This is a genomic window from Modestobacter lapidis (assembly GCF_054780755.1).
In genome coordinates, this window is the sequence record NZ_BAAGVS010000008.1 from 60,906 (window position 1) to 85,578 (window position 24,673).

Sequence of the window (24,673 nt, forward strand, 5' to 3'; positions counted from 1 at the left end):
GCGTGCGAGTGGTGGGGGGCAGGGTCAGGCCCTCCTGCAGGGGCCCGCCGCGAGCGTGCGAGTGGTGGGGGGCAGGGGGGTCCTTCTTCAGTCGACGCGCTGGGAGGTGGCCGGGTCGAAGACGTGCAGGGCGTCGGGTGGGACGCCCAGCCACAGCGACTGGCCGGGCACCACCGACGACCGCGGCTCGGTGCGGACGACGACGTCGGCGGGGTGCAGCGCGTCGTCGGGGTCGGCGCCGGCGAGCCGGGTGTAGAGGTAGGCGTCCGAGCCCAGGTGCTCGGCGACGTCCACCACCACCTCGAACCCCTCGCCCGGGCCGACCAGCTGCAGCGACTCGGGGCGGAAGCCCACGGTCACCCGGCCGCTGGCGGCCGCGGCCCGGGCCAGCCGGTCGCGCGGCACCGGCAGCACTGTGCCGCCGAGCCGGACACCGCCCTCGACCGCCGCCCCGGTGACCAGGTTCATCGCCGGGGAGCCGATGAAGCCGGCGACGAACACGTTGGCCGGCCGGTCGTAGAGCTCGGCCGGCGCGGCGCACTGCAGCAGGACGCCGTCCTTGAGCACCGCGACGCGGTCGCCCATGGTCATGGCCTCGACCTGGTCGTGGGTGACGTACACCGTCGTCGTCCCCAGCCGCTTGACCAGGGCCGCGATCTGCGTGCGGGTCTGCACCCGCAGCTTGGCGTCGAGGTTGCTCAGCGGCTCGTCCATGAGGAAGACCTGGGGCTGACGGACGATCGCCCGCCCCATCGCGACCCGCTGCCGCTGCCCGCCGGACAGCGCCTTCGGGCGGCGCTCCAGGTAGGCCTCGAGGTCGAGGATCTTCGCCGCGGCGGCCACCCGGCCGGCGATCTCGGTCTTCTTCACCCCGGCCAGCTTGAGCGCGAAGCCCATGTTCTCCCCGACGGTCATGTGCGGGTAGAGCGCGTAGTTCTGGAACACCATCGCGATGTCGCGCTGCTTGGGCGGGGAGTCGGTGACGTCCCGGTCGCCGATCAGCACGGAGCCGGAGTCGACCTCCTCCAGCCCGGCGAGCATCCGCAGCGAGGTGGACTTGCCGCAGCCGGAGGGGCCGACCAGGACCAGGAACTCGCCGTCGGCGACGTCGAGGTCGAGGGCGTCGACCGCCGGCCGCTCGCTGTTCGGGTAGACGCGGGTCGCCTGCTGGAAGGAGACAGTGGCCATGGGTCAGGCACCTCTTCGGGTCGGGAGTGCGGAGGGGAGGAGGGCAGGGCGGGGCGTCATCCCTTGACCGCGCCCTGCATGATCCCGCCGACGATCTGCTTGCCCAGGACGGCGAAGACGATGAGGACGGGCAGGGTGCCCAGCAACGTGCCGGCCATGATCACCGCGCGCTGCGGGACGTACCCCGAGCCCAGGCCGGCGAGTGCGACCTGCACCGTGGGGTTGCTGTTGGTCAGCGCGATGATCGGCCAGAAGAAGTCGTTCCAGGCGGTCAGGAAGGTCAGCATCGCCAGCACCGCCATGGCCGGCCGGGCGACCGGGACGACGATCGACCAGAAGATCCGGGCGGTGGAGGCGCCGTCGACGCGGCCGGCCTCCAGCAGTTCGTCGGGCAGCGCGGAGATCAGGTACTGGCGCATGAAGAAGACGCCGAACGCGCTGACCAGCGTGGGGAGGACGACGGCCTGCAACTGGTTCACCCACTGCAGCTCGGCGATCATCATGAACAGCGGGATGACCGCCAGCTGGGTCGGCACCATCATCGTGCCGATCACCAGCGAGAGCAGCAGGCCCTTGCCGCGGAACCGCAGCTTGGCGAAGGCGAACCCGGCCAGGGTGCAGAACAGCACCGTGCCGACGGTGATGCTGCCGGCCACGACGACCGAGTTGAGGATCGCCAGGCCGATCGGCGCCTGCTCCAGGGCCGCCCCGATGTTCTCGAACAGGCTGGCGTCGGGCAGGAACGGCGGCGGGGTCGCGGCGATCTCGGCGTTGGTGTGCGAGCCGGCGACCATCGTCCAGTACAGCGGGAAGATCGAGACCAGCGCGGACAGGGTGAGCAGGGTGTAGGTGACCGGCCCGGCCCGGCCCGCCCTGCCGCCCGTACCGCCCTTCGCGCCGGAGCGGCGCACGGGTGGGGCGGCCTGCGGGGTGGCGGTGGTGCTGTCGGTGCCGGGGAGCGCGATGGTGGTCATGCCGGTCTCCTACCGGTCGGCCCGGGCGCGGAGCCGGCCGATGACGGCGTTGACCCCCACGATCACCAGGATGATCATGAACATGGCCCACGCGGTCGCGGCGGCCTGACCGATGTGGAAGTTGCTCCACCCCTGCTGGTACATCAGCAGGCCGAGGGTCTGGTACTGACCCGACGTGCCGCCCGAGGTGGTCCCGTTGCCGCTGAACAGCAGCGGCTCGCCGAACAGCTGCACCGCCCCGATCGTCGAGATGACGACGGTGAACAGGATGGTCGGGCGCAGCGACGGGATCGTCACGTGCAGGAACTGCTTCCACCGGCTGGCCCCGTCGATCTCCGCGGCCTCGTAGAGCTCGCCGGGGATCGACTGCATCGCCGCCAGGTAGATCAGCGCGTTGTAGCCGGTCCACCGCCAGGTGACGATCACCGCGATCGCGATCTGGCTGCTCCAGGTGCCGCCCTCCCAGTCGATGCGCTCGAGGCCGACCGCCTCCAGGGCGGTGTTGATCAGCCCGTAGTCACGGCCGAACAGCTGGGCGAAGACGAGGGTGGCCGCGGCGATGCTGGTCGCGTAGGGCATCAGCATCACGGTCCGGAAGAACGTCCGGTGCCGGAGCTTGTAGTTGAGCAGGTGCGCCAGGCCCAGGGCCATGCACAGCTGGGGCACGGTGGCCAGGACGCCGATGGTCAGGGTGTTGCGGGCGGCGTTCCAGAAGAACTCGCTCTGCAGCAGGTTGCGGTAGTTCTCCAGCCCGATGAACGTGCCGCCGTCGATGTTCGACAGGCTCGTGCGGTGCAGGGACACCCAGGCGGTGTAGAGGAACGGAAAGAGGCTGAAGGCGCCGAACACGAGGAAGAAGGGGGCGACGTAGGCGTACCCCCAGCGGTTGCGGGTGAGCCGGGTCGTGCGCCGAACGGGGGGTGGGGCGGCCGCGGGAGGCGGTGGCTGGAGGGCCACGGCCCGGGGCCGGCTGTCGCTCGCGATGGTCATGCGTCGTCCTCGACGTGATCGCTGGGAGGGATGGGCCGGTGGTCGCGGAGCGGTCCGCGGCGGGTGGAGCCGGTGCGGCGCCCGGGAGGGAGGTCATCCCGGGCGCCGCCGTCCGGCGGTGGGGCGGTGCGCCCTGCCCCGCGGTGCGGTCAGCCCCCGGTGGCCTGTCCGGCGGCCTTGAGGGCGTCGTCCAGGGCGGCATCGGGCGCGGTGCCCCGGGTGGCGACGTCGCTCAGCGCCGTGGTGAACGCCTCCTGGATCTGGGTGTCGTACGGGCCGATCGGCGTCCGGCGGATGTTGGCCGCCGACTCACCGAACAGCCGGCCGATGGGCGCACCGCTGAAGTAGTCACTGGTGGCGTCGGCCACCTGCGGGTCCTCGGCGGCCACCGGGCTGGAGGGGAAGTGCGCCTCGCGGGTGAACATCTTGATCTGCTGCTCGGGCGCGGTCAGCCACTCGACCAGGGCCATCGCGGCCTCCTGGTCCTCCCCGCCCGCCGGCACACCGAGCCACGAGCCGCCCCAGTTGCTGGCCTGCTCGCTCTGCCCGGGCAGCGGGGCGACGTCCCACAGCCCGGCGCCGCCGTCGCCGAGCTGGGTGGTGATGTAGCCGAGCATCCAGGCCGGGCAGGCGACCGTGGCGAACGCGCCGTTGGCGAAAGCGGAGTTCCACTCGTCGCTGAACTGGTCCAGCCCGGCGGTGAGGTCGTCGGCGGCGGCCTCGCTGGCGTGGCTCCACGCGGTCTCGACGCCGTCGCTGGAGTCGGGGATCGGGTTGCCCTCCTCGTCGTTGTAGGCGAGGTCGCCCTGGTACACCGCCGAGGAGAAGATGCTGGCCGGGCTGTCGACGAAGGCGCTGTCGGCCGGCCGGGTGGGCGAGGCCTGGTACTGGCGGGCGACATCGAGGTAGCCGTCCCAGTCCGACCACATCCGGCCGAGCTCCGCGCGGTCGGTGGGCAGCCCGGCCTGGGCGAAGAGATCCTTGCGGAAGCACATCGCCTGCGGGCCGGCGTCGGTGCCCAGCCCCAGCACCCGGCCGTCCTCGGTCGTGGCCTGGTCGTACTTCCAGTCGTAGAACGTCTGCTCGACCTCGGCGGCGTCGTCCGTCCGGCTGAAGTCGGCGAAGGCGTCGGCGTGGTTGGTGACGATGTCGGCGATGAAGCCGATCTCCAGGCCTTGGATGTCCTCGAGCCCGGAGCCGGCTGCCAGCCGCGTCTGCAGCGCCTTGTAGTACGGAGCGGACTGCGCGATCGAGGTCTCCTCGATCGTCACGTTCGGGTGGAGGTCCATGTACTCCTGGTACAGGCCGGCCTCCTTGTAGCCGAAGGTCCCGAACAGCCCGATGCTCAGCGTCACGGGTGCGTCGGGGTCGTAGGGCTCGTCGCTCGCGTCGGCGCCGCCGCCGCAGCCGGCGGTGAGCACGGCGACAGCGAGAGCCGCCCCGGACATCGCCTTCGCCCTCCTGGAAACAGACATCGGACCTCCTGTGTCGTCCGTCGGGTCCGAGCGCGTGGTGTCGTCCGACGGAGTCCGTGAGAACGCTCTCACGGCCGTGGGGAAGAGAGTGGTGGCCGTCACAGCGAGGTGTCAAGGGGTGGGCGCGAAAAAGTGAGAGCGCTTCCATCAACGTCTTCCCGAAGCCGCTCCCGGCCCGCACAATGAGGGTCGGCCTACCTCAGGAGACCCCGTTGACCGGCACCGGTTCCCGCACCTCGTCGCCCACGCTGGACGAGGTCGCCGTCCTGGCCGGCGTCTCCCGGGCGACGGTGTCCCGGGTGGTCAACGAGTCGCCGCGGGTCAGCCCGGAGGCGCGCGAGGCGGTGCACGCGGCCATCGCGCACCTGCACTACGTGCCCAACCGGGCGGCCCGCAGCCTGGTCACCCGGCGCACCGACACCATCGCCCTAGTGCTGTCGGAGTCGGACACGATGGTCTTCTCCGACCCGTTCTTCGCCAGCATCGTGCGCGGCGTCTCGGCCGCGATCGCCGAGACCGAGCTCAACCTGGTGCTGCTCTCGGCCCGGGATGCCCGCGAGCAGGAGAAGGTCGGCCGGTACGCCCGGCAGGGCCACGTGGACGGCGTGATCCTGATGTCCCTGCACCGCGAGGACCCGCTGCCCGACATCCTCACCGCGGCCGGGGTTCCCCTGGTGTTCTGCGGGCGCCCCTTCGACGGCCGGCCGGTGGCCTACGTCGATGCCGACAACTCCGGCGGCGGTGTCCTGGCCACCGAGCACCTGCTGGCCGCCGGCCGGCGGCACGTCGCCACGGTCACCGGGCCGATGGACATGATCGCCGGGGTCGACCGGTTCGCCGGGTACCGCACCGCGCTGGAGCGGGCGGGCCGGCCGCAGCGACCCGAGCACGTGGCGCACGGCGACTTCAGCGAGGCCGGTGGGGCCCGGGCGATGACCGAGCTGCTCGAGCGCGCGCCCGAGCTCGACGCGGTCTTCGTGGCGTCGGACCCGATGGCCGTCGGCGCGCTGCGCGCGCTGCGCGGCGCGGGCCGGCGGGTGCCCGACGACGTCGCGGTGGTCGGTTTCGACGACGCGGAGGTCGCCGCCGCCTGCGACCCGCCGCTGACCACCGTGGCGCAGCCGCTGGCCGACATGACGCCGCTGCTCACCGAGCTGCTGCTCCGCCAGATCGACGGGGTGGCCGAGACCGCCGAGTCGCGCATCTGCCCCACCCGGCTGGTGGCCCGCGCCTCGGCCTGAACCCCGCCGGGACGAGGTCCGCCCTGCCGGTCGCCCGACCGCCCTGCCGGCCTGGGATGCTGGCGGTCTATGAGCGCCCCCTTGAACCTGGTCAACCTGGAACGGGTGCACAAGGCCCACGGCACGACCACGATCCTCGACGACGTCTCCCTCGGGGTCGCGGCCGGCGAGCGGATCGGCATCGTCGGCCGCAACGGGGGCGGCAAGTCCACGCTGCTGAGCGTGCTCACCGGCACCGACGAGCCCGACTCCGGTCGGGTGACCCGCCGCAGCGACCTGGCCATGGGGGTGCTGGACCAGACCGGCACCCTCCCGACCGGGACGACGGTGCGCGACGTCGTCTTGCCGACGTCCCGGTTCGCCGAGGAGCACGAGTGGGCCGGCGACCCCGCCGTCCGGTCGGTGCTGGCCGGGCTGGAGCTGGACCGGATGGGCCTGGACGCCCCGGTCGCGCCGATGTCCGGCGGTGAGCGGCGCCGGGTCGCACTGGCCGCCCAGCTGATCCGCCCGCTGGACCTGCTCGTGCTCGACGAGCCGACCAACCACCTCGACGTCGAGGGGGTCGCCTGGCTGGCCGAGTACGTCAAGGCCCGCGCCGGTGGCCTGCTGGTCGTCACCCACGACCGGTGGTTCCTGGACGAGGTGTGCACGACGACCTGGGAGGTCGCCGACGGCAACGTGCACGCCTACGAGGGCGGCTACTCGGCGTACACGCTGGCCCGGGCCGAGCGGGCGCGGATCTCCGCGGTGACCGAGGACCGCCGGCTCAACCTCGTCCGCAAGGAGCTCGCCTGGCTGCGCCGGGGCCCGCCGGCCCGCACCAGCAAGCCGAAGTTCCGGATCGAGGCGGCCCAGGCGCTGATCGCCGACGAGCCGCCGGCCCGGGACACGATGGCGCTGGCCGGCTTCGCCGCCCGGCGGCTGGGCAAGAGTGTCTACGACGTCGAGGACGTCGACTACGCCGTGTCGACCGACGACGGCCCGCGCACGCTGTTCCGCGACCTCACCTGGCACGTCGGGCCCGGTGACCGGATCGGCATCGTCGGGGTCAACGGCGCGGGCAAGACCTCGCTGCTCAAGCTGCTGGTCGGGGAGAACCGGCCCGACTCGGGCACGGTCGCCGTGGGGCAGACGGTCGCACCGGCCTACCTGTCCCAGCACGTCACCGAGCTGGACCCGCGACAGCGGGTGCTCGAGGCGGTGCAGGACGTCGCCCGGATCGCCAAGATCGGCAACCAGGAGATCTCGGCGTCCTCGCTGGCCGAGCGGTTCGGTTTCGCCGCCAACCGGCAGTGGACGCCGGTCGGCGACCTCTCCGGCGGCGAGCGCCGGCGGCTGCAGCTGCTGCGCCTGCTGATGGGCGAGCCGAACGTGCTGCTGCTCGACGAGCCCACCAACGACCTGGACATCGACACGCTGACCGCGCTGGAGGACCTGCTCGACAGCTTTCCCGGCACGGTGCTGGTGGTCAGCCACGACCGCTACTTCGTCGACCGGGTCTGCGACAAGGTGGTGGCCCTGCTCGGTGACGGGTCGCTGGCCGAGCTGCCCGGTGGTGTCGAGGAGTACCTCGAGCGGCGGGCCGCCGGCGGTGCCCCGCTGACCACCGCGTCCGGAGGGTCCCCGGGCGGGACGTCGGGCGGTGGGGCGACGTCGTCCCCGGCCGCCTCGGCGGCGGACGCCCGGGCTGCGCGCAAGGAGGCGGCCAAGCTGGAGCGCCGGATGCTGAAGCTGGACGCCGAGGAGAAGAAGCTGCACGAGCAGCTGGCCGCGGCGGCGACCGACTACCCGAAGGCCGCCGAGCTCGACGCACAGCTCAAGGCGCTGCGGGCGGAGAAGGAGCAGGTCGAGACCGACTGGCTGGCGGCGGCGGAGATCGCCGACGCCTGACCGGCGGGTGCTGCCACCGGCTCTTGTGCTCTGCGTACCCCGGGTACGCAGAGCACAAGAGAGCCGGAGGTGGTGGTCGGTCAGGCGGCCTCGGCCCGGCGGCGCTGGATCACCCGCAGGCCCAGCAGCACGGCGGGCACCGCCCCGATCAGCGAGATCCCGGCGAACAGCAGCGGCTGGTCACCCCTGGCCGCTGAGGTCCGGGGCCTCCTCCGGGTCGCCGTCGCGGCCGGCGTGGTGGCAGCGGGCCTGGTAGGCCAGCAGGTCCGCGAGCTGGACGCGGCGGTGCCGGCGGGGCTGGTCGTAGGCGATGACGCCCTGGTCGAGGAGCCGAACCAGGGTGGGCCGGCTGATGCCGAGCAGGTCGGCCGCCTCCTGGGTGGACAGCACCTGCTCGTGGCAGGACAGCGTCACCGGACGGCCCTCGGCCAGCGCCGCGGCCGCCAGCCCGAGCACCTCGAGCAGCTCGCGCGGCAGGTCCCAGCGGGCGCCGTCGGCACCGGTCACCGCCCACCCGGAGCCGCGGGGCAGGGCGGCCGCGATCGCCCGCAGCCGGTCGGCGACGGCGTCGGAGGGCGGGTCCACGGTGTGTTCACCGGCGGCGGCGGAGTGCACGGCGGGCAGCATAGGCCCAATCTCGGCTCAAATCGAACAACTCGAAAGCCTTTGGTAGGCTGGGCCCATCGCCGAGTCGTCTTCGACGGCCGAGGTGTCGTCCCCCCGAGCCGCCGTCCGAACGACCCCGGGAGACCCGTGACCGCACTGCTCGTGCTGCACCTGGCGGCCGCCCTGGTCGCGCCGCTGCTGGTCCACCAGTGGGGTCGGCAGGCCTTCCTGGCCCTGGCCCTGGTGCCCGCGGTCAGCTTCGGCTGGGTGCTCGCGCAGCTGGGCACGGTCACCGGCGGCGGCGAGGTGCGCGAGACGACACCGTGGATCCCGACCCTCGACCTGGCGATCACGCTACGGCTGGACGCGCTGTCGCTGACGCTCGCCGCCCTGGTCACCGGGGTCGGCGCGCTCGTGCTGGTCTACTGCGCGCGCTACTTCGAGCCCGACGACGAGGGCATGGGCCGGTTCGCCGCCGTGCTCACCGCGTTCGCCGGCTCGATGCTGGGCCTCGTCCTGGCCGACGACATGCTTCTGCTGTACGTCTTCTGGGAGCTCACCACCGTCTTCTCCTTCCTGCTCATCGGCGGGTCGGGGACGCGGCTGGCCGGGCGGCGGGCGGCCAGCCAGGCGCTCGTGCTCACCACCGCCGGCGGGCTGGCGATGCTGGTCGGGCTGATCCTGCTCGGGGAGTCCAGCGGCAGCTACCTGCTCTCCGACGTCGTCGCCGACCCGGGCAGCGGCCCGCTGCTGGTCGCCGGCACCGTGCTGGTGCTGGTTGGGGCGATCACCAAGTCGGCGATGGTGCCCTTCCACTTCTGGCTGCCCGCCGCGATGGAGGCGCCGACGCCGGTCAGCGCCTACCTGCACGCCGCGGCCATGGTGAAGGCCGGCATCTACCTGGTCGCCCGGCTGGCCCCGGGCCTGGCCGACGTCCCCGGGTGGCGGCCGATCGTGCTGGGCCTGGGCCTGGCCACCATGATCGTCGGCGGGTACCGGGCCCTGCGGCAGAACGACCTCAAGCTGCTGCTCGCCTTCGGCACGGTCAGCCAGCTCGGCTTCCTCATGGTGCTGGTCGGCGCCGGCAGCGCCGAGCTCGCCGCCGCCGGCCTGGCGATGACCATCGCCCACGCGCTGTTCAAGTCCACCCTCTTCCTCACCGTCGGCGTGATCGACCACTCCACCGGCGTCCGCGATCTGCGGCGGCTGTCCGGCCTGGGCCGGCGGCTGCCCGTGCTGGCGGCGATCGGCACCCTCGCCGCGGCGTCGATGGCCGGGCTGCCGCCGCTGCTGGGTTTCGTCGGCAAGGAGGCGGCCTTCACCGCGCTCTGGAACGCCGGGCTCCCCGACCGCACCAACGCGATCGTGGTGCTCGTCGGCCTGGTCCTCGGGTCGGTGCTCACCGCGGCGTACTCGGCGCGGTTCCTGTGGGGCGCCTTCGCCCGCAAGCGCTGGCTGCCCGCGACCGAGCCCGGCGAGTTGGTGCACGCGCCGGGAGCGCTCTTCCTGGCCGCGCCGGCCGTGCTGGCGCTGTGCGGCCTGGTCGCCGGCCCGGCCAGCCCGCTGCTCGACCCGCTGGTCGCCGCCTACGCCGAGACCCTGCCGCTGCTCGCCGAGGAGGTCGAGCACCTCGCGCTGTGGCACGGCCTGCAGCCGGCGCTGGGCCTGTCCGCGCTGACCGTGCTCGGTGGCGGAGCCCTGTTCGCCGTCCGCAGCCGGGTCGCCCGGCTGCAGGCGCGGCTGGCGGTGAGCGCCTCGGCCGACGAGGGCTACTGGAACACCATGCAGGGGCTGGACCGGTTCTCCGTGCTGATCACCGGCACCACGCAACGCGGTTCGCTGCCGGCCTACCTGGGCACGATCCTGGTCGTCGTGCTGGCCCTGCCGGGTTCGGTGCTGGTCTTCCGGGCGCCGTGGCCGGACGAGTGGCGGGCCTGGGACTCCCCGATCCAGGCCCTCGTCGGGGCAGCGGCGCTGGTCGCCGCGTTCCTGGCCATCCGCATCCGGCAGCGGCTGTCGGCGGTGCTCGTCGTCGGGGTCACCGGCTACGCGCTCGCGGTGCTGTTCATCCTGCAGGGCGCCCCCGACCTGGCGCTGACCCAGTTCCTGGTCGAGACGCTGACCCTGGTTACCTTCGTGCTGGTGCTGCGCAAGCTGCCCAAGGACATCACCGAGCGGCACCGTCCCCGGGAGCGCGCCTTCCGCGGGGTGGTCGCCGGTTGCGTGGGGGCGTTCATGGCCGCCGTCGGTGCGGTCGCGCTCGCCGCGCGCACCGCCGAGCCGGTGTCGGTCGCCTATCCCGAGGCGGCGTACGAGTTCGGCGGCGGGCAGAACATCGTCAACGTGACCCTCGTCGACATCCGGGCCTGGGACACCCTCGGTGAGATCTCGCTGCTCGTCGTGGTGGCCACCGGGGTGGCCAGCCTGGTGTTCCTGCGCCGCCGCACCGGGGTTGTCGAGCGGGCCGGTGACCAGGTGCCGGGGACGCCCGCCCGCGCCCGGTGGGCCCCGCGCAACCGGTGGCTCGCGGCCAGCGCGCTGCTCCCGCCGCAGCGGCGCTCGGTGGTGCTCGAGGTGGTCACCGGGGTGCTGTTCCACACCATCGTGGTGTTCTCGCTCTACTTGCTGTTCACCGGCCACAACGAGCCCGGCGGCGGCTTCGCCGGAGGGCTGGTGGCCGGGCTGGCACTGGTGCTGCGCTACCTGGCCGGCGGCCGGTACGAGCTCGGTGAGGCCGCGCCGGTCGACCCGGGCCTGCTGCTCGGGATCGGGCTGCTGTTCTCCGGGGGCACCGGCGTGGTCGGGCTGGCACTGGGCGCCGAGGTGCTGCAGACGGCGATCCTGGAGACCACGCTGCCGGTGCTCGGCGACGTGAAGCTGGTGACCTCGCTGTTCTTCGACGTCGGCGTCTACCTCATCGTCGTCGGCCTGGTGCTCGACGTGCTGCGCAGCCTGGGCGCCGAGCTCGACCGCCAGGTGGACGAGGACGACCCGATCGACGCCGCTCCCGACGAGGTGATCGTGCGATGACCCCCACCGTCGTCCTGCCGGTGATCATCGGTGGCCTCTACGCCGCCGGTGTCTACCTCCTGCTGGACCGCAGCCTGACCCGGGTGCTGCTGGGCTTCCTGCTGCTCGGCAACGCCACCAACCTGCTGCTGCTGTCCGCCGGCGGCGCTGCCGGACTGGCGCCGATCCTCGGCACCGTCGAACCCGGGGAGATGAGCGATCCGCTGCCGCAGGCCTTCGTGCTCACCGCGATCGTGATCACCTTCGGCATCTCGGCGTTCCTGCTGGCGATGATCTACCGCTCCTGGCGGCTGGTCCGCCAGGAGGTCGTCGGCATCGACGAGGAGGACCGCCGGGTCGCCGCCCGCGACGCGATGGACGCCGACGACCTCGACCCCGACGACCTGGCGCCGGAGGACCGGCCGGCCGCGCACGCGGACAGCCTGGTCTCCGACCAGCAGGTGGAGGGCCGGCTGGCGCACCTCTACGGCGGCATCCCCTCCGACGACGTCGACCTGCCCCCCACCCGGCGGAGCCGCTCGTGACCAGCATCCTCACCCCGCTGCCGGTGCTGCTCCCGCTGCTCGGCGCCGCCTGCGCGCTGCTGGTGGGCCGGCACCCGCGGGTGCAGCGCACGCTGAGCCTGCTCGTGCTGTCCGCGGTGCTCGCCGTCTCGGTGGCGCTGCTGCTGCTCGCCGACGCGAACGGGGCCGAGGCGGTGTCGGTGGGCGGGTGGCCGGTGCCGCTGGGCATCGTGCTGGTCGTCGACCGGCTGTCGGCGCTGATGCTGGTCGTCGCGAGCACCGTCGCCCTCGGCGTGCTGGTGTTCGCCGTCGGTCAGGGTTCGGCCGACGGCGACGAGGAGACGCCGCTGTCGATCTTCCACCCGACGTTCCTGGTGCTGATCGCCGGCGTGAGCAACGCCTTCCTCGCCGGTGACCTGTTCAACCTCTACGTCGGTTTCGAGATCCTGCTGACCGCCAGCTACGTGCTGCTGACCCTGGGCGGTTCCGCGCCCCGAATCCGGGCCGGCATCACCTACATCGTGGTGAGCCTGCTGAGCTCGCTGCTCTTCCTGGCCGCGATCGCCCTCGTCTACGCCGCGACCGGCACGGTCAACATGGCCCAGCTCGCCGTCCGGCTCGCCGAACTGCCCGAGGGCACCCAGCTGCTGCTGCAGTCGCTGCTGCTCATCGCCTTCTCCATCAAGGCCGCGGTGTTCCCGCTCTCGGCCTGGCTGCCCGACAGCTACCCGACCGCGCCGGCGCCGGTCACCGCGGTGTTCGCCGGCCTGCTCACCAAGGTCGGCGTGTACGCGATCATCCGCACCCAGACGCTGCTGTTCCCCGGGGGCGCGCTCGACGACGTGCTGATGTGGGCGGCGCTGGCCACCATGCTGATCGGCATCCTGGGCGCGGTCGCCCAGACCGACATCCGGCGGATCCTGTCCTTCACCCTGGTCAGCCACATCGGCTACATGGTGTTCGGGATCGCGCTCGGGACGACGGCCGGCCTGGCCGGGGCCATCTTCTACGTGGCCCACCACATCGCCATCCAGACCACGCTGTTCCTGGTCGCCGGGCTGATCGAGCGGCAGGGCGGGTCGACGTCGGTCGACCGGCTCGGCGGGCTGGCCAAGGCCTCGCCCCTGCTGGCGGTGCTCTTCTTCGTGCCGGCGATGAACCTGGCCGGGATCCCGCCGCTGTCGGGGTTCATCGGCAAGCTCGGCCTGCTGGAGGCCGGTGTCGCCGAGGGCAGCTGGCCGGCCCTGGTGCTGGTCGCCGGCGGGGTGGTCACCAGCCTGCTCACCCTGGTGGCCATCTCCCGGGTGTGGACCCGCGCCTTCTGGCGGCCGCGGGCGCAGGAGCCGGCGGGTGACACCGCCGGGAACGCGGTTCCCGACGCCGGGCCGGGCGCCGGGTCCGCGCCGTCGCCGGCGCCCACCCCGGACAGCCGGGAACCCGCCGGCGTGACGGCCGCCGCCGGTGATGCCCCGGCGGCCGGGGATCCCGGGAGGACGGGAGCGAGGGCGGCGCTCGGCGGGCGCACCCGGGCCGCCGCCCGGCAGCGGGCCTGGGCCCGGCACACCGCGGTCGCCACCGCCACCACCCCGGCCGAGGACGGGTTCGGTGACGGGCGCCGCGGCCGGCGTGCCGCCCCGCTGCGCCCGCTGCCGGCGGTGATGCTCGGCGCCACCATGGCCATGGTGGCGGTGACCGCCGCCCTGACCGTTATCGCCGGTGCGCTGTACGGCTACACCGACCGGGCCGCAGGCGACCTGGTGGACCGCATGCCGTACCTGGAGTCGGTCCTCGGTGGGGAGGTGGGCCGGTGACCACCCCGGAGGTCGCCGTCCGCCGGCTGCGCAACCAGGTACCGCTGCTGGTCTCCCTGGTCCTGGTCTGGAACCTGCTGTGGGGCACGTGGTCGTGGGCCAACCTGCTGTCGGGCACCGTGGTGGCGGTGGCCGTCACCTGGCTGCTGCCGCTGCCCCCGGTGACCGGTGGCCTCCGGTTCCATCCGGTGGCAGTGCTGCGCTTCGTCGGGCACTTCGTCGCGGACCTGGCCGCGTCCAGCGCGCAGGTGGCCTGGGAGGCGATCCGGCCCCGGGGCATGCCGCACGGCGCGATCATCTCCGTGCAGCTGCGCACCGACTCCGACCTGCTGCTGACCATGATCGCCGAGTCGCTGTGCCTGGTGCCCGGGTCGATCGTCATCGACCTGGACCGCGAGGAACGGGTCTTCGGGCTGCACCTGCTCGCGGTGCGCGACCACGCCGAGGTGGACGCCCAGCGGCGGCGGGTGCTCGAGACCGAGGAACGGGTCGTGCGCGCCTTCGGCTCGGCCGCCGAGATCGCCGCGCTCGACCAGCAGCCCGACCAGCCCGAACGCCGTCCCGCCGGGAGCGCCCCGTGACCATCGTCTCCGTGCTGACCTTCGCCATGCTGGGCGGTGGGGTGCTGCTCGCGCTGGTCCGGCTGTCGCGGGGGCCCTCGCTGCTGGACCGGGTGGTCGCCACCGACGCCCTGCTGGTGATCATCTCGGCCGGGCTGGCGGTCTACGCCGCGCTCACCCGGAACCCGACGGTCGTCCCGGTGCTGGTCGTGGTCTCGCTGCTCGGGTTCGTCGGCTCGGTGTCGGTCGCCCGCTACATCGGCGGCATGCTGCTGGAGTCCGCGGACGACGGTCGGGACGTCGGGCTTCCCCTGGCGGCCGAGGCCGCTCCCGAGAACGACCCCGCAACCGCCGACGGGACCACCGCCGGGACGCCGACCGAGGGAGGGCGGGCATGAACGACGTGGACTCCGTGGCCGACGTCATCGCGGTGGCGTGCCTGCTGGTCGGCGCCTTCTTCTGCCTCACCGCCGGGGTCGGGCTGCTCCGCTTCCCGGACGTGCTGTCGCGGATGCACGCGGGTACCAAGCCGCAGGTCGTCGGGGTGCTGCTGATCATGGTCGGGGCGGCGATCCGGCTGACCGGCTCATCGGTGACCTGGATGCTGCTGCTGGTCGCTGCCTTCCAGCTGCTCACCGCACCGGTGAGCGCGCACCTGGTCAGCCGGATCGCCTACCGCCGCCGGCACGTCCGGCGCGACCTGCTGCTGGTCGACGAGCTCGGCGGCGGGCCGCGCGCCCGGCCCGGCGCCCCGCGGGGCGACGAACCGGCCGACGGGGTGGACCAGGCGGGGCGCTGACGGCCGGGGGCCGGGCCCGGCCGGCGGGCTCAGGACAGCTGCCCCAGCCAGAACGGCAACCCCTGGTCGTCGCGGCACAGCGCACCCAGCCCGTAGGGCTGCCGCTCGACGTCGCCGGCCTCCCCGCCGGCGGCGGCCACCGCGGTGACGGCGGCCCCGATGTCGTCGACGACGTACATCGGCACGGTCCCGGGCTCGGTCGCGCCGCCGCCGATGCCGACCATCGGCGTCGGGCCCTCGACCTGCCAGCCGTCGGGCACCCGTCCGGGAACGGCGGTCCAGCCGAGCACGGCGCCGTAGAAGTCCAGCGCGCGGCGGCCGTCGGGCACGTCGAGGGTCAGGTAGACCGCGTCGCCGGCACGCAGCGGCGGGCGGGCCTCGGGCGCCGCCGGGGCGCTCTGCAGCATCCAGCGGTGACCGTAGGGGTCGAGGACGACGCCGGTGCGGCCGTAGGGCGCGGCGGTGGGTTCGCGTTCGACGGTCGCGCCGGTGGCGGCCGCCCGGGCCACCGCGGCGTCGACGTCCGGCACGGTCAGGTGCAGCGACACCGCGACGCGGCCCTCCTGCGGCGCCGCCAGCCCGAGTTCGGGGTACTCGTCGGCGAGGAACAGCGTCGCACCGCCCACGGCCAGCTCGGCGTGCCCGATCCGGTCGTCGTCCATCAGGTACGGGTCGCCGACCAACCGGGCGCCGAGGGCGTCGGTGTACCAGGAGATCGCGGCGCGGGCGTCGCGCACCACGAGGTAGGGCGTGAGCTGGGACATTCCAGATCCTCCGGTAGCCCCTCCGCAGGGTCCCGCCCCGAGCTTCCGAGGGGTGGGGGCGGAGGGGTCCTTCTCCTACCGCTGTGCCCGGTTCACCGCCGAGACGACCGCGCGCAGCGAGGCGGTGACGATGTTCGCGTCGATGCCGACGCCCCAGAGCACCCGGTCCCCGACGGCGCACTCGACGTAGGCCGCGGCCCGCGCGTCGCCGCCGGACGAGAGCGCGTGCTCGGCGTAGTCGAGCACCCGGACGTCGACGTCCACGCTGTGCAGGGCGTCGACGAACGCCGCGATCGGGCCGTTGCCGCGGCCGCGGACTGTCATCGGCACCCCGGCGTCGACCAGCTGGGCGGTGAGCTCGTCGGGGCCGGCACCCGACGCGGTGTGCTCGTGGCCGGTCAGCGAGAACCGGCCCCAGGGGGCGTCGGGGTCGGGGAGGTACTCGTTGGAGAAGGCCGTCCACATCTGCTCGGCGGTCACCTCGCCGCCCTCGTCCTCGGTGTGCCGCTGGACGACGGCACTGAACTCGATCTGCAGCCGGCGCGGCAGGTCCAGGTGGTTCTCGGTCTTCATGATGTAGGCGACGCCGCCCTTGCCGGACTGGCTGTTCACCCGGATGACGGCCTCGTAGCTGCGGCCGACGTCCTTGGGGTCGATCGGCAGGTAGGGGACCGCCCACGGGATCTGGTCGACGGTCGTCCCGGCGGCGTCCGCGTCGGCCCTCATCACCGCGAAGCCCTTGTTGATCGCGTCCTGGTGGGAGCCGGAGAACGCGGTGTAGACCAGGTCGCCGCCGTAGGGGTGCCGCTCGTGCACGCCCAGCTGGTTGCAGTGCTCGACGGTGCGCCGGATCTCGTCGATGTCGGAGAAGTCGATCTGCGGGTCGATGCCCTGGCTGAACAGGTTCAGCCCCAGGGTGACCAGGTCGACGTTGCCGGTGCGCTCCCCGTTGCCGAACAGGCAGCCCTCGATCCGGTCCGCGCCGGCCCGGTACCCGAGCTCGGCGGCGGCCACCGCGGTGCCGCGGTCGTTGTGCGGGTGCAGGGAGAGCACGACGGCGTCGCGGCGGCCGAGGTTCCGGTGCATCCACTCGATCTGATCGGCATAGACGGTCGGCTCGGCCATCTCCACGGTCGCCGGCAGGTTGAGGATGGTGGGCCGGTCGACGGTGGGCTCCCACACGTCGGTGACGGCGTTGCAGACCTCGACGGCGTACTCGAGCTCGGTGCCGGTGAAGGACTCGGGGGAGTACTCGAACCGGATCTCGGTGCCGACCAGCTGCTCGGCCAGCTTGCGCACCAGCTGCGCGCCGTGGACGGCGATGTCGGTGATGCCGGCGCGGTCGGAATCGAAGACCACCCGCCGCTGCAGGGTCGAGGTGGAGTTGTACAGGTGGACGATCGCCTGCCGGGCGCCGCGCAGCGACTCGTAGGTGCGCTCGATCAGCTCGTCGCGCGCCTGGGTCAGCACCTGGATGGTGACGTCGTCGGGGATCAGGTCCTCCTCGACGAGCTGGCGGACGAAGTCGAAGTCGGTTTGGCTCGCGGCGGGGAATCCGACCTCGATCTCCTTGTAGCCCATGCGGACCAGCAGGTCGAACATCCGCCGCTTGCGGTCGGGGGTCATCGGGTCGATCAGCGCCTGGTTGCCGTCGCGCAGGTCGACCGCGCACCAGCGGGGGGCCACGGTGGTGACCTTCTCCGGCCAGCTGCGGTCGGGCAGCGGGACAGGGGTGAAGGGCGCGTACTTGCCGATCGGCAGCTGCGACGGGCGCTGGGGATTGCGGGTGTGCGGGTGGTTCTCGGACATGGGTGCTCCTCGGGCGCGTGCTGCTGGCGCGGTCGCGCGCAGCGGCGGGGTGCGGCCAGCGGGCGCGGACACGCGCGGACTCCGCGACGAGGGAGCCGACCTAGGAGAGGGCCTCGCCGCGGCGGGTAAGCAGGAGGCTGCCGCGCACGCGCCAACGGTAGCAGTGGCTCACCCCAGGTCGCACCGGCACGCGCAGTCCGGAACGTGTTCCTCGTCGATGCTCGCCCTGGTCACCGGGCCCGTCTCCGGGCCGATCGAGCACCCGGTCGGGCAGCTGCAGGTGAACTCCGGGAGGTCGCCGAGCTCCCCCGCGCGTCGCCGGCGCTCCCACTCCGCCTGTTGCCGCTGCCACGCCTCCTGGCGCCGCGCGGCCGCCCTCGCTTCCAGCCCGTCACCGGGCAGCGGCAGCTGGTGGTCGGCCGGGATGCCGGCGGCGCGACGGCCCGCGTCCCGGTACGCCCGGTCGCGGTCGAAGGTGTACGTGGGTGGCCGTCGGCTGTAGCGCTCCGGACCGTGCCACCAGTCGTCGTCGCCGTGACGGGTGTCCAGGTGCGCCGGGAAGTGCCGCCCGGCGCGGTCCCGGACCGTGCCGTCGGCCATGCCGGCCACTTCCGTGCCTGCCGCGTCGAGCAGGGCGAGCCGCAGGCCGGCGACCGCGGCGGCCCGCTCCAGGACGTCGACGGGCAGACCCCGCCGCCGGGCCTCCGCCTTCGCGAGGGCACTGGCCGACACCCCGCAGGCCGCGGCCAGCTCGCGCTGCGACAGGTCCGCCGTGCGACGGATGCGGCGCAGCGCGCCCGACAGGTCGAAGGAACCCACCTCCGGATCGTGGCGGCCCGCACCTCCGACGGGCCCCTTCCCCGCCGCTTGTGGACATCCCCCTCGCCGGTGGACACCGGGCCGCGGGCAGGTATCACCCCCGGGAGCTTGTGCTCTGCCTCCGCGGTGGGCGCAGAGCACGAAGCGCGGTCGCGGGGGAGGGGCGTGGGGTCTTGTGCTGTGCGTCCGGGGTGGGCGCAGAGCACGAAGCGCGGTCGCGGGGGAGGGGTGTGGGGTCTTGTGCTGTGCGTCCGGGGTGGACGCAGAGCACAACCGCGCTGAGGGGGCAGCTGTCGGCGTCCGGTCCCGAGGTCCGATCAGAAGGACTTGCTGAGCCGCAGCCGCAGCGGGCGGCCGTCGGGATCGTTGACCAGCCGGTAGAGCGGCGTCGCCCACAGCCGGGTCAACCGGGACAGCCGCTTCGGGCGGTGCGGCCGGAGCCGGCCAGGAGGTCGGGGGCCGACGCGGCCGCCGTCGTGCCACTCCTGCAGCGCGGTGGCCGCCCGGTCCAGCGTGGCGACGAAGGCCCCCGGGTCCAGCAGGCCGTCGTCCTCGCTGCCGTCGAGGGCCCGGTCCAGGTGCTCCCGGGCCAGCCGCAGTCGCAGGTCGCGGGCGAACACCCGGGCACCGAACCCGGTGCCGGCCGGGTCGCGGGGCTCGCGATCGTCCCGGGTGGTGTCCAGGACGCCGCTGGACAGCTCGCTGTCGTGGGTCCAGGACCGCCGGTTGAAGTTGTCGCTGCCGACGCTGGCCCAGACGTCGTCGACGACGCAGACCTTCGCGTGCACGTAGACCGGCGTCCCGGCGTGGTTCTCCAGGTCGTAGACGTGCACCCGGTCCGGGCCGGCCTCCTCGCAGGTCTGCAACGCCTGGTGCCGCCCGACGTACTGGGGTCGCTCGGCCACCGCGCCCTCCTGGTCGGGGATCCGGGGCACCACGACCACCAGGTGCAGCCCCGGGTTGGCGCGCAGCGCCGTGGCGAACAGGTGCGCGACGTCGGCCGACCAGAGGTACTGGTCCTCCAGGTACACCAGCCGGCGGGCCTGGCGGATCGCCTTGAGGTAACCGCGGGCCACCGACCGCTCGCCCTGCGGGGCGAAGGGGAACGGCGGCCAGGTCTTCGGATACGTGCGGAGGGTCTCCACCAGGTGCGGACCGCACTCCGGTGGTGCGGGTGGCTGGGCCGGCAGCGGGGTGGGCTCCATGTGCGACTTCCCGCGGTGTGCCCGCCACTTGTCGTGCACCCACGCCAACGGGTTCTCCGAGGCCGGACTGGTCGGGTCGTCCCAGCGCTGGCGGAAGACGGTGTCGAGCACCCCGACCACCGGGCCGCGCAGCTGCAGTTGCACGTCGTGCCAGGGCGGGTGCCGACCGTAGGCCGCCGCCATCGACTGCGGCTGCGGGTCACCATCGTGCTCCGGGTCGTCCCGGCGGGAGTGACCCAGGTCGATGCCGCCGGCGAACGCGACGTCGGCCGCCGGGTCACCGGGGTGGCGCAGCACGACGACCTTCTGGTGGTGGCTGCCCAGCCGGCGCACCCGCTGGTCGAGCACCACGACCCCGCCGCCGGCCTCGACCGCCTCGTCGAGGGCGGCGTTGGCCTCCTTGCTGAAGCTCAGCGCGTCCCAGTGCGAGCGCCAGACGAGTCCGCGCACGCAGACCCCCCGGCGGGCCGCCGCCGCGAACAGCTCCCCGACGGTGGGCCCGTCGTCCCGCATCCGCTCGTCCGGATCGCCCCGCCAGTCGGTGAAGAACAGCTGGTCGCCCTCGCCGAGCCGCTCGACCGCCGTCGCCAGCCGGTCGAAGTAGACCGAGCCGTCGACGAGCGGCTCGGCCAGGTTGCCCGACGTCCAGGCGGGCAGCCCTGACACCGGGTTGCCGCGCTCCGCGTCGGTGAGCAGCCAGTGCCCGGCGTCGTCCACCCGGTGATCACAACCCGTGGTGAACCGGCCCCGCAACTCCCGGTGCCGCGGGACCGTCGGTAGCCTGTGATGTCGTGGCCCTGGTCGTGCAGAAGTACGGCGGTTCCTCCGTCGCCAACCCCGAGCGTGTCAAGCGCGTCGCGGAACGCATCGTCGAGGCGAAGAAGAACGGCGACGACGTCGTCGTCGTCGTCTCCGCCATGGGCGACACCACCGACGAGCTCCTCGACCAGGCCAGTCAGATCACCGCCGATCCGCCCGGTCGCGAGCTGGACATGCTGCTCACCGCCGGTGAGCGGATCTCCATGGCGCTGCTGGCGATCGCGATCTCGACCCACGGCTACGAGGCCCGCTCGTTCACCGGGTCCCAGGCCGGGGTGATCACCACGTCCAGCCACGGCAGGGCACGCATCATCGACGTCACGCCCGGCCGGCTGCGGCAGGCGCTGGACGAGGGGTCGATCGTCATCGTCGCCGGGTTCCAGGGCGTCAGCCAGGACACCAAGGACATCACCACGCTGGGCCGGGGTGGGTCCGACACGACCGCGGTGGCCGTCGCCGCGGCGTTGCGCGCCGACGTGTGCGAGATCTACACCGACGTGGACGGCGTCTTCACCGCCGACCCGCGGATCGTCCCCAACGCCAGGCGCCTGGAGACGGTGACCTACGAGGAGATGCTCGAACTGGCCGCCTCGGGGGCCAAGGTGCTCATGCTGCGATGCGTCGAGTACGCCCGCCGCTACGGCATCCCGGTGCACGTCCGCAGCTCCTACTCACAGCTCTCCGGCACGATCGTGGCCGGCAAGATGGAGGACCTCACGGTGGAACAGGCCATCATCACCGGCGTCGCGCACGACCGCAGCGAAGGCAAGATCACCGTCTACGGGGTGCCCGACCGGCCCGGGGAGGCGGCGCAGCTGTTCCGCGTGCTCGCCGACGCCGAGGTGAACATCGACATGATCGTGCAGAACGTGTCGGCCGGCGCCAGCAAGCTGGCCGACATCTCCTTCACGCTGCCGGTGAGCGACGGCCCCACCGCCCTCGCCGCGCTGGAGCGGGTGAAGCACACTGTCGGCTACACCGACGTGCTCTTCGACCAGCACATCGGCAAGGTCTCCCTCGTCGGGGCCGGCATGCGGTCGCACCCCGGCGTCTCGGCGAAGTTCTTCGGCGCGCTGGCCGACGCCGGGGTGAACCTGCAACTGATCAGCACCTCGGAGATCCGCATCTCCGTGGTCTGCCGGGACACCGACGTGGACCTCGCCGTCCGCGCGGTGCACGACGCGTTCGACCTCGGCTCCGAGGTCGAGGCCGTGGTTTACGGAGGGACCGGACGATGAACACTGACGGACTGCGCGTCGGGATCGTCGGCGCGACCGGGCAGGTCGGCGCCGTGGTGCGCCGGCTGCTCGCCGAGCGCGGCTTCCCGCTCGCCGAACTGCGCTTCTTCGCCTCGGCCCGGTCGGCCGGCCGCACGCTGCCGTGGGCCGGTGGGGAGATCACCGTCGAGGACGCCGCGACGGCCGACCCCACCGGGCTGGACATCGCGATCTTCTCCGCCGGCGCGACGACCTCGCGGGCCCAGGCGCCGCGGTTCGCCGCTGCCGGCGTCACCGTGATCGACAACAGCTCCGCCTGGCGCCGCGACCCCGACGTCCCGCTCGTGGTCAGCGAGGTCAACCCGCAGGCGCTGGGCGAGATCAGCAAGGGCATCATCGCCAACCCGAACTGCACCACGATGGCCGCGATGCCGGTGCTCGCACCCCTGCACGCCGAGGCCGGGCTCACCCGCATCGTCGCCAGCACCTACCAGGCGGTCTCGGGCAGCGGGGTGGCCGGCGTCGAGGAGCTCGACGGGCAGGTGAAGGCCGTCGTCGACAAGGCCGCCGAGCTCGCCCACGACGGGTCGGCCGTGGCCTTCCCCGAGCCGGTCAAGTACGTCCGCCCGATCGCCTACAACGTGCTGCCGATGGCCGGCACGGTGGTGGACGACGGCAGCTTCGAGACCGACGAGGAACAGAAGCTCCGCAACGAGAGCCGCAAGATCCTCGGCATCCCCGACCTGCTCGTGTCCGGCACCTGCGTGCGGGTCCCCGTCTTCACCGGCCACTCGCTGTCGCTGAACGTCGAGTTCGCCCGGTCGCTGTCGGTGGAGCGGGCGACCGAGCTGCTGTCCACGGCGCCGGGGGTGGAGCTCTCCGACGTCCCCAACCCGCTGCAGGCCGCCGGCCGCGATCCCAGCTACGTCGGCCGCATCCGGCAGGACCCCGGCGCCCCCGACGGCCGCGGCCTGGCGCTGTTCGTCAGCAACGACAACCTCCGCAAGGGTGCGGCGCTGAACACCGTCCAGATCGCGGAGTTGATTGCATCGTCACGCTCCGCGTGACACCGCGGCCTGGAGCCGTTCCCGGCCTGGGTTGAGCCGTTGACCGTCGCACCTCGGGGAGGACTCCGTCCTCCCGTCGGCGATCCCTGCCCGTAGGTGGTCGCTTCAGGGCTTCACGTGGCGGAGGGCGAAGTCCAGGGCGATCTCGACCTGGCGGATGGTCTCCTCGATGACCAGCGACCCGTGGCCGGCGTCGAAGCGGTACACCTCGTGCGGCTTGCCCCGCGCGTCGAGGGCGGCCAGGTAGTTGTCGATCTGCCGGATGGGGCAGCGCGGGTCGTTGGCCCCGGCGACGACGAGCACCGGCGCGGCGACGGCGTCGACGTACGTCAGCGGCGAGGACCGCACGTACACGTCGTGCACCTCCTCCGGTGAGCCGCCGAACAGCGCCCGGTCGTAGGCCCGCAATCCCTCCATCTCGTCCTCGTAGGCGGCCAGGTAGTCCGCGACCGGCACCTCGGCGATGCCGGCCGCCCAGCGCTCGGGCTGGGTGCCCAGCGCGAGCAGGGTGAGGAACCCACCCCACGACCCGCCGGTGATCAGCGCCCGCTGCGGGTCGACGACGCCCTCGGCGACCAGGGCGTCGTAGACGGCGCCGACGTCCTCGAGCTCGGTGAGCCCCGGCCGGCCGGTGAGCGCGTCGCGCCACTCGCTGCCGTAGCCGGCGGACCCGCGGTAGTTGACGTGCACGACGGCATACCCGGCGTCGACGTAGGCCGCCCGACGCGCCCGGTAGGAATCGTCGTCCTGCGACTCCGGGCCGCCGTGGACCAGGAACGCCGTCGCGTAGGGGCCCGCTCCGGCCGGGCGGACCAGCAGGGCGTGCACGTCGCCGCCCGGGCCGGGAACCCAGCGATCCTCCACCGGGTACGCGGGCGGTGGCTCCTCGCCGGGGGCGGCCAGCACGACCGGGCCGTCGGCCCGCCGGATCACCGGTGCGCGCTCGCTGCAGGACCAGGCGAGCTCCACGCTGCCGTCGGGGCGGGCGGTGGCACCGCGGACGACGCCCCGCGGGGTGTCCAGCGCCTCCAGCGTCCCGGTGACCAGGTCGTAGCGGTACAGCTCGCTGCGGGCCGCGGTGTCGTGGCCGACCAGCAGCGCCGTGCCGTCGGGGTACCACCCGGCGGTCACGTCACCGGGAAGGTCGAGCACCAGTTCGGTCTCGACGCCGCTGACGACGTCCCAGATCAGCAGCTCCTCGCGACCGCGGCGCTCGTGCCCGGCCAGCAGCCGGTTGTCACCGTCCCGGGGCGCGAAGGCCAGCGCGTGCAGCCCGCGGCCCTCGCCGTCCCACTTGTCCGCGACCAGCGACAGGCCGGCGGTGCGCAGCACCCGCAGCGCCGGGTAGCGCGGGTCGCCGTGCTCGGAGTGGGAGTAGACCAGCAGCGCGTCGTCGTGCGACAGCGCGTCGACCGATGCGGTGTCCGCGGTGCGGTAGAAGACCTCCGCGGTGCCACCGATCGGCGCCGTCCACAGCTCGCTGCCGTCGTCGGTGGACCGGCCGGCCAGCACCACCGTGCGGCCGATCTCCAGCCCGGCCGGGTAGGCCGGGCCGACCTCGGGCAACGCCACCTCGTCGGGGCCGCCGGTGAACGGCTGGCGCTGCCAGGTGCCGAACTCGTCGCCGTCGGTGTCGGCGAACCACCAGATGTGCTCGCCGTCCGGGCTCAGCGTGGCGATCGAGGTGCCGTTGGGCCGGTCGGTGACCTGGCGGTGGGTGTCGGTGTCCCGGTCCCAGGCGTACTGCTCGACCACGCCGCTGACGTCGGAGGCGTACAGGCAGCGATTCGGGGCGTCCTCGGCCCACTCCGGGAGGCTCACCCGCGGGGCGCGGAAGCGGGCCTGCCAGCGGGCGGTGACCTCCGGTGGCAGGGCGGTGGGCGTCGGGGTGGGGTCGGCGGTCACC

The 24,673-nt window shown here is 73.3% G+C and carries 20 protein-coding genes; 10 read left to right on the forward strand and 10 right to left on the reverse strand.

What is annotated here, in order from left to right:
- Nucleotides 1-87 precede the first annotated feature (87 nt).
- The 4 genes from ACYVG5_RS11040 to ACYVG5_RS11055 all read right to left on the reverse strand — a co-directional run bounded on the left by ACYVG5_RS11040 (nt 88) and on the right by ACYVG5_RS11055 (nt 4,627).
- Nucleotides 88-1,188, reverse strand: a complete 1,101-nt coding sequence (locus tag ACYVG5_RS11040; protein WP_222047406.1) for an ABC transporter ATP-binding protein — start codon at nt 1,186-1,188, stop codon at nt 88-90.
- Between the two features lie 56 nt (nt 1,189-1,244).
- On the reverse strand, nt 1,245-2,162 hold the full coding sequence (locus tag ACYVG5_RS11045; protein WP_222047404.1) for a carbohydrate ABC transporter permease: 918 nt from the start codon (nt 2,160-2,162) through the stop codon (nt 1,245-1,247).
- Nucleotides 2,163-2,171: 9 nt separating this feature from the next.
- Nucleotides 2,172-3,152 (reverse strand): carbohydrate ABC transporter permease, encoded by a 981-nt coding sequence (locus ACYVG5_RS11050; RefSeq protein ID WP_222047402.1) that lies wholly within the window; start codon nt 3,150-3,152, stop codon nt 2,172-2,174.
- A 149-nt stretch (nt 3,153-3,301) separates the two neighbouring features.
- The gene (locus tag ACYVG5_RS11055) at nt 3,302-4,627 is read right to left on the reverse strand and encodes an extracellular solute-binding protein (protein ID WP_222047400.1); all 1,326 of its coding nucleotides are present in this window, start codon (nt 4,625-4,627) and stop codon (nt 3,302-3,304) included.
- A 212-nt stretch (nt 4,628-4,839) separates the two neighbouring features.
- Here ACYVG5_RS11055 and ACYVG5_RS11060 point away from each other — a divergent pair, with 212 nt between their 5' ends.
- On the forward strand, nt 4,840-5,868 hold the full coding sequence (locus tag ACYVG5_RS11060) for a LacI family DNA-binding transcriptional regulator (RefSeq protein ID WP_222047398.1): 1,029 nt from the start codon (nt 4,840-4,842) through the stop codon (nt 5,866-5,868).
- Between the two features lie 69 nt (nt 5,869-5,937).
- Nucleotides 5,938-7,758 (forward strand): ABC-F family ATP-binding cassette domain-containing protein, encoded by a 1,821-nt coding sequence (locus ACYVG5_RS11065; protein ID WP_222047396.1) that lies wholly within the window; start codon nt 5,938-5,940, stop codon nt 7,756-7,758.
- Between the two features lie 180 nt (nt 7,759-7,938).
- Here the strand turns inward: ACYVG5_RS11065 and ACYVG5_RS11070 are convergent, their stop codons facing one another.
- Entirely contained in the window at nt 7,939-8,373 is a 435-nt protein-coding gene (locus ACYVG5_RS11070; RefSeq protein WP_222047393.1) for a helix-turn-helix domain-containing protein, read from the reverse strand.
- 138 nt (nt 8,374-8,511) lie between these two features.
- Between ACYVG5_RS11070 and ACYVG5_RS11075 the strand changes: the two genes are divergently transcribed.
- The 6 genes from ACYVG5_RS11075 to mnhG are packed head-to-tail and all read left to right on the forward strand — an operon-like array spanning nt 8,512 to nt 15,067.
- On the forward strand, nt 8,512-11,394 hold the full coding sequence (locus ACYVG5_RS11075) for a Na+/H+ antiporter subunit A (protein ID WP_222047391.1): 2,883 nt from the start codon (nt 8,512-8,514) through the stop codon (nt 11,392-11,394).
- Complete coding sequence (locus tag ACYVG5_RS11080) at nt 11,391-11,918, forward strand: Na(+)/H(+) antiporter subunit C (protein WP_222047389.1); 528 nt, start codon at nt 11,391-11,393, stop codon at nt 11,916-11,918. Before ACYVG5_RS11075 ends, ACYVG5_RS11080 begins: the two co-directional genes overlap by 4 nt.
- Nucleotides 11,915-13,708 carry a Na+/H+ antiporter subunit D gene (locus ACYVG5_RS11085; RefSeq protein ID WP_222047387.1) on the forward strand — a complete coding sequence of 598 codons (1,794 nt, stop codon included), beginning with the start codon at nt 11,915-11,917 and terminating at the stop codon, nt 13,706-13,708. Before ACYVG5_RS11080 ends, ACYVG5_RS11085 begins: the two co-directional genes overlap by 4 nt.
- Entirely contained in the window at nt 13,705-14,289 is a 585-nt protein-coding gene (locus tag ACYVG5_RS11090; protein ID WP_222047385.1) for a Na+/H+ antiporter subunit E, read from the forward strand. Before ACYVG5_RS11085 ends, ACYVG5_RS11090 begins: the two co-directional genes overlap by 4 nt.
- Nucleotides 14,286-14,666 carry a monovalent cation/H+ antiporter complex subunit F gene (locus ACYVG5_RS11095; protein ID WP_460683180.1) on the forward strand — a complete coding sequence of 127 codons (381 nt, stop codon included), beginning with the start codon at nt 14,286-14,288 and terminating at the stop codon, nt 14,664-14,666. Before ACYVG5_RS11090 ends, ACYVG5_RS11095 begins: the two co-directional genes overlap by 4 nt.
- Complete coding sequence (gene mnhG / locus ACYVG5_RS11100; RefSeq protein ID WP_222047383.1) at nt 14,663-15,067, forward strand: monovalent cation/H(+) antiporter subunit G; 405 nt, start codon at nt 14,663-14,665, stop codon at nt 15,065-15,067. The genes ACYVG5_RS11095 and mnhG overlap by 4 nt, the downstream gene beginning before the upstream one ends.
- A 29-nt stretch (nt 15,068-15,096) precedes the next feature.
- On the opposite strand, the gene ACYVG5_RS11105 is transcribed toward mnhG, so the two are convergent.
- The 4 genes from ACYVG5_RS11105 to ACYVG5_RS11120 form a co-directional block, all read right to left on the reverse strand.
- Nucleotides 15,097-15,831, reverse strand: a complete 735-nt coding sequence (locus ACYVG5_RS11105; RefSeq protein WP_222047381.1) for a VOC family protein — start codon at nt 15,829-15,831, stop codon at nt 15,097-15,099.
- A 75-nt stretch (nt 15,832-15,906) separates the two neighbouring features.
- On the reverse strand, nt 15,907-17,640 hold the full coding sequence (gene leuA, locus ACYVG5_RS11110) for a 2-isopropylmalate synthase (RefSeq protein ID WP_222047379.1): 1,734 nt from the start codon (nt 17,638-17,640) through the stop codon (nt 15,907-15,909).
- Nucleotides 17,641-17,808: 168 nt separating this feature from the next.
- Complete coding sequence (locus tag ACYVG5_RS11115) at nt 17,809-18,459, reverse strand: helix-turn-helix domain-containing protein (protein ID WP_222047377.1); 651 nt, start codon at nt 18,457-18,459, stop codon at nt 17,809-17,811.
- A gap of 317 nt (nt 18,460-18,776) precedes the next feature.
- Nucleotides 18,777-20,381, reverse strand: coding sequence for a phospholipase D family protein (locus ACYVG5_RS11120; RefSeq protein ID WP_222047375.1), 1,605 nt, complete (start codon nt 20,379-20,381; stop codon nt 18,777-18,779).
- 74 nt (nt 20,382-20,455) lie between these two features.
- Here ACYVG5_RS11120 and ACYVG5_RS11125 point away from each other — a divergent pair, with 74 nt between their 5' ends.
- Together ACYVG5_RS11125 and ACYVG5_RS11130 are read left to right on the forward strand one after the other, a co-directional pair.
- The gene (locus ACYVG5_RS11125; RefSeq protein ID WP_222047374.1) at nt 20,456-21,721 is read left to right on the forward strand and encodes an aspartate kinase; all 1,266 of its coding nucleotides are present in this window, start codon (nt 20,456-20,458) and stop codon (nt 21,719-21,721) included.
- The gene (locus ACYVG5_RS11130; RefSeq protein WP_222047372.1) at nt 21,718-22,767 is read left to right on the forward strand and encodes an aspartate-semialdehyde dehydrogenase; all 1,050 of its coding nucleotides are present in this window, start codon (nt 21,718-21,720) and stop codon (nt 22,765-22,767) included. Before ACYVG5_RS11125 ends, ACYVG5_RS11130 begins: the two co-directional genes overlap by 4 nt.
- Nucleotides 22,768-22,872: 105 nt before the next feature.
- On the opposite strand, the gene ACYVG5_RS11135 is transcribed toward ACYVG5_RS11130, so the two are convergent.
- Nucleotides 22,873-24,672 (reverse strand): S9 family peptidase, encoded by a 1,800-nt coding sequence (locus ACYVG5_RS11135; protein WP_460683181.1) that lies wholly within the window; start codon nt 24,670-24,672, stop codon nt 22,873-22,875.
- Nucleotide 24,673 lies beyond the last annotated feature (1 nt).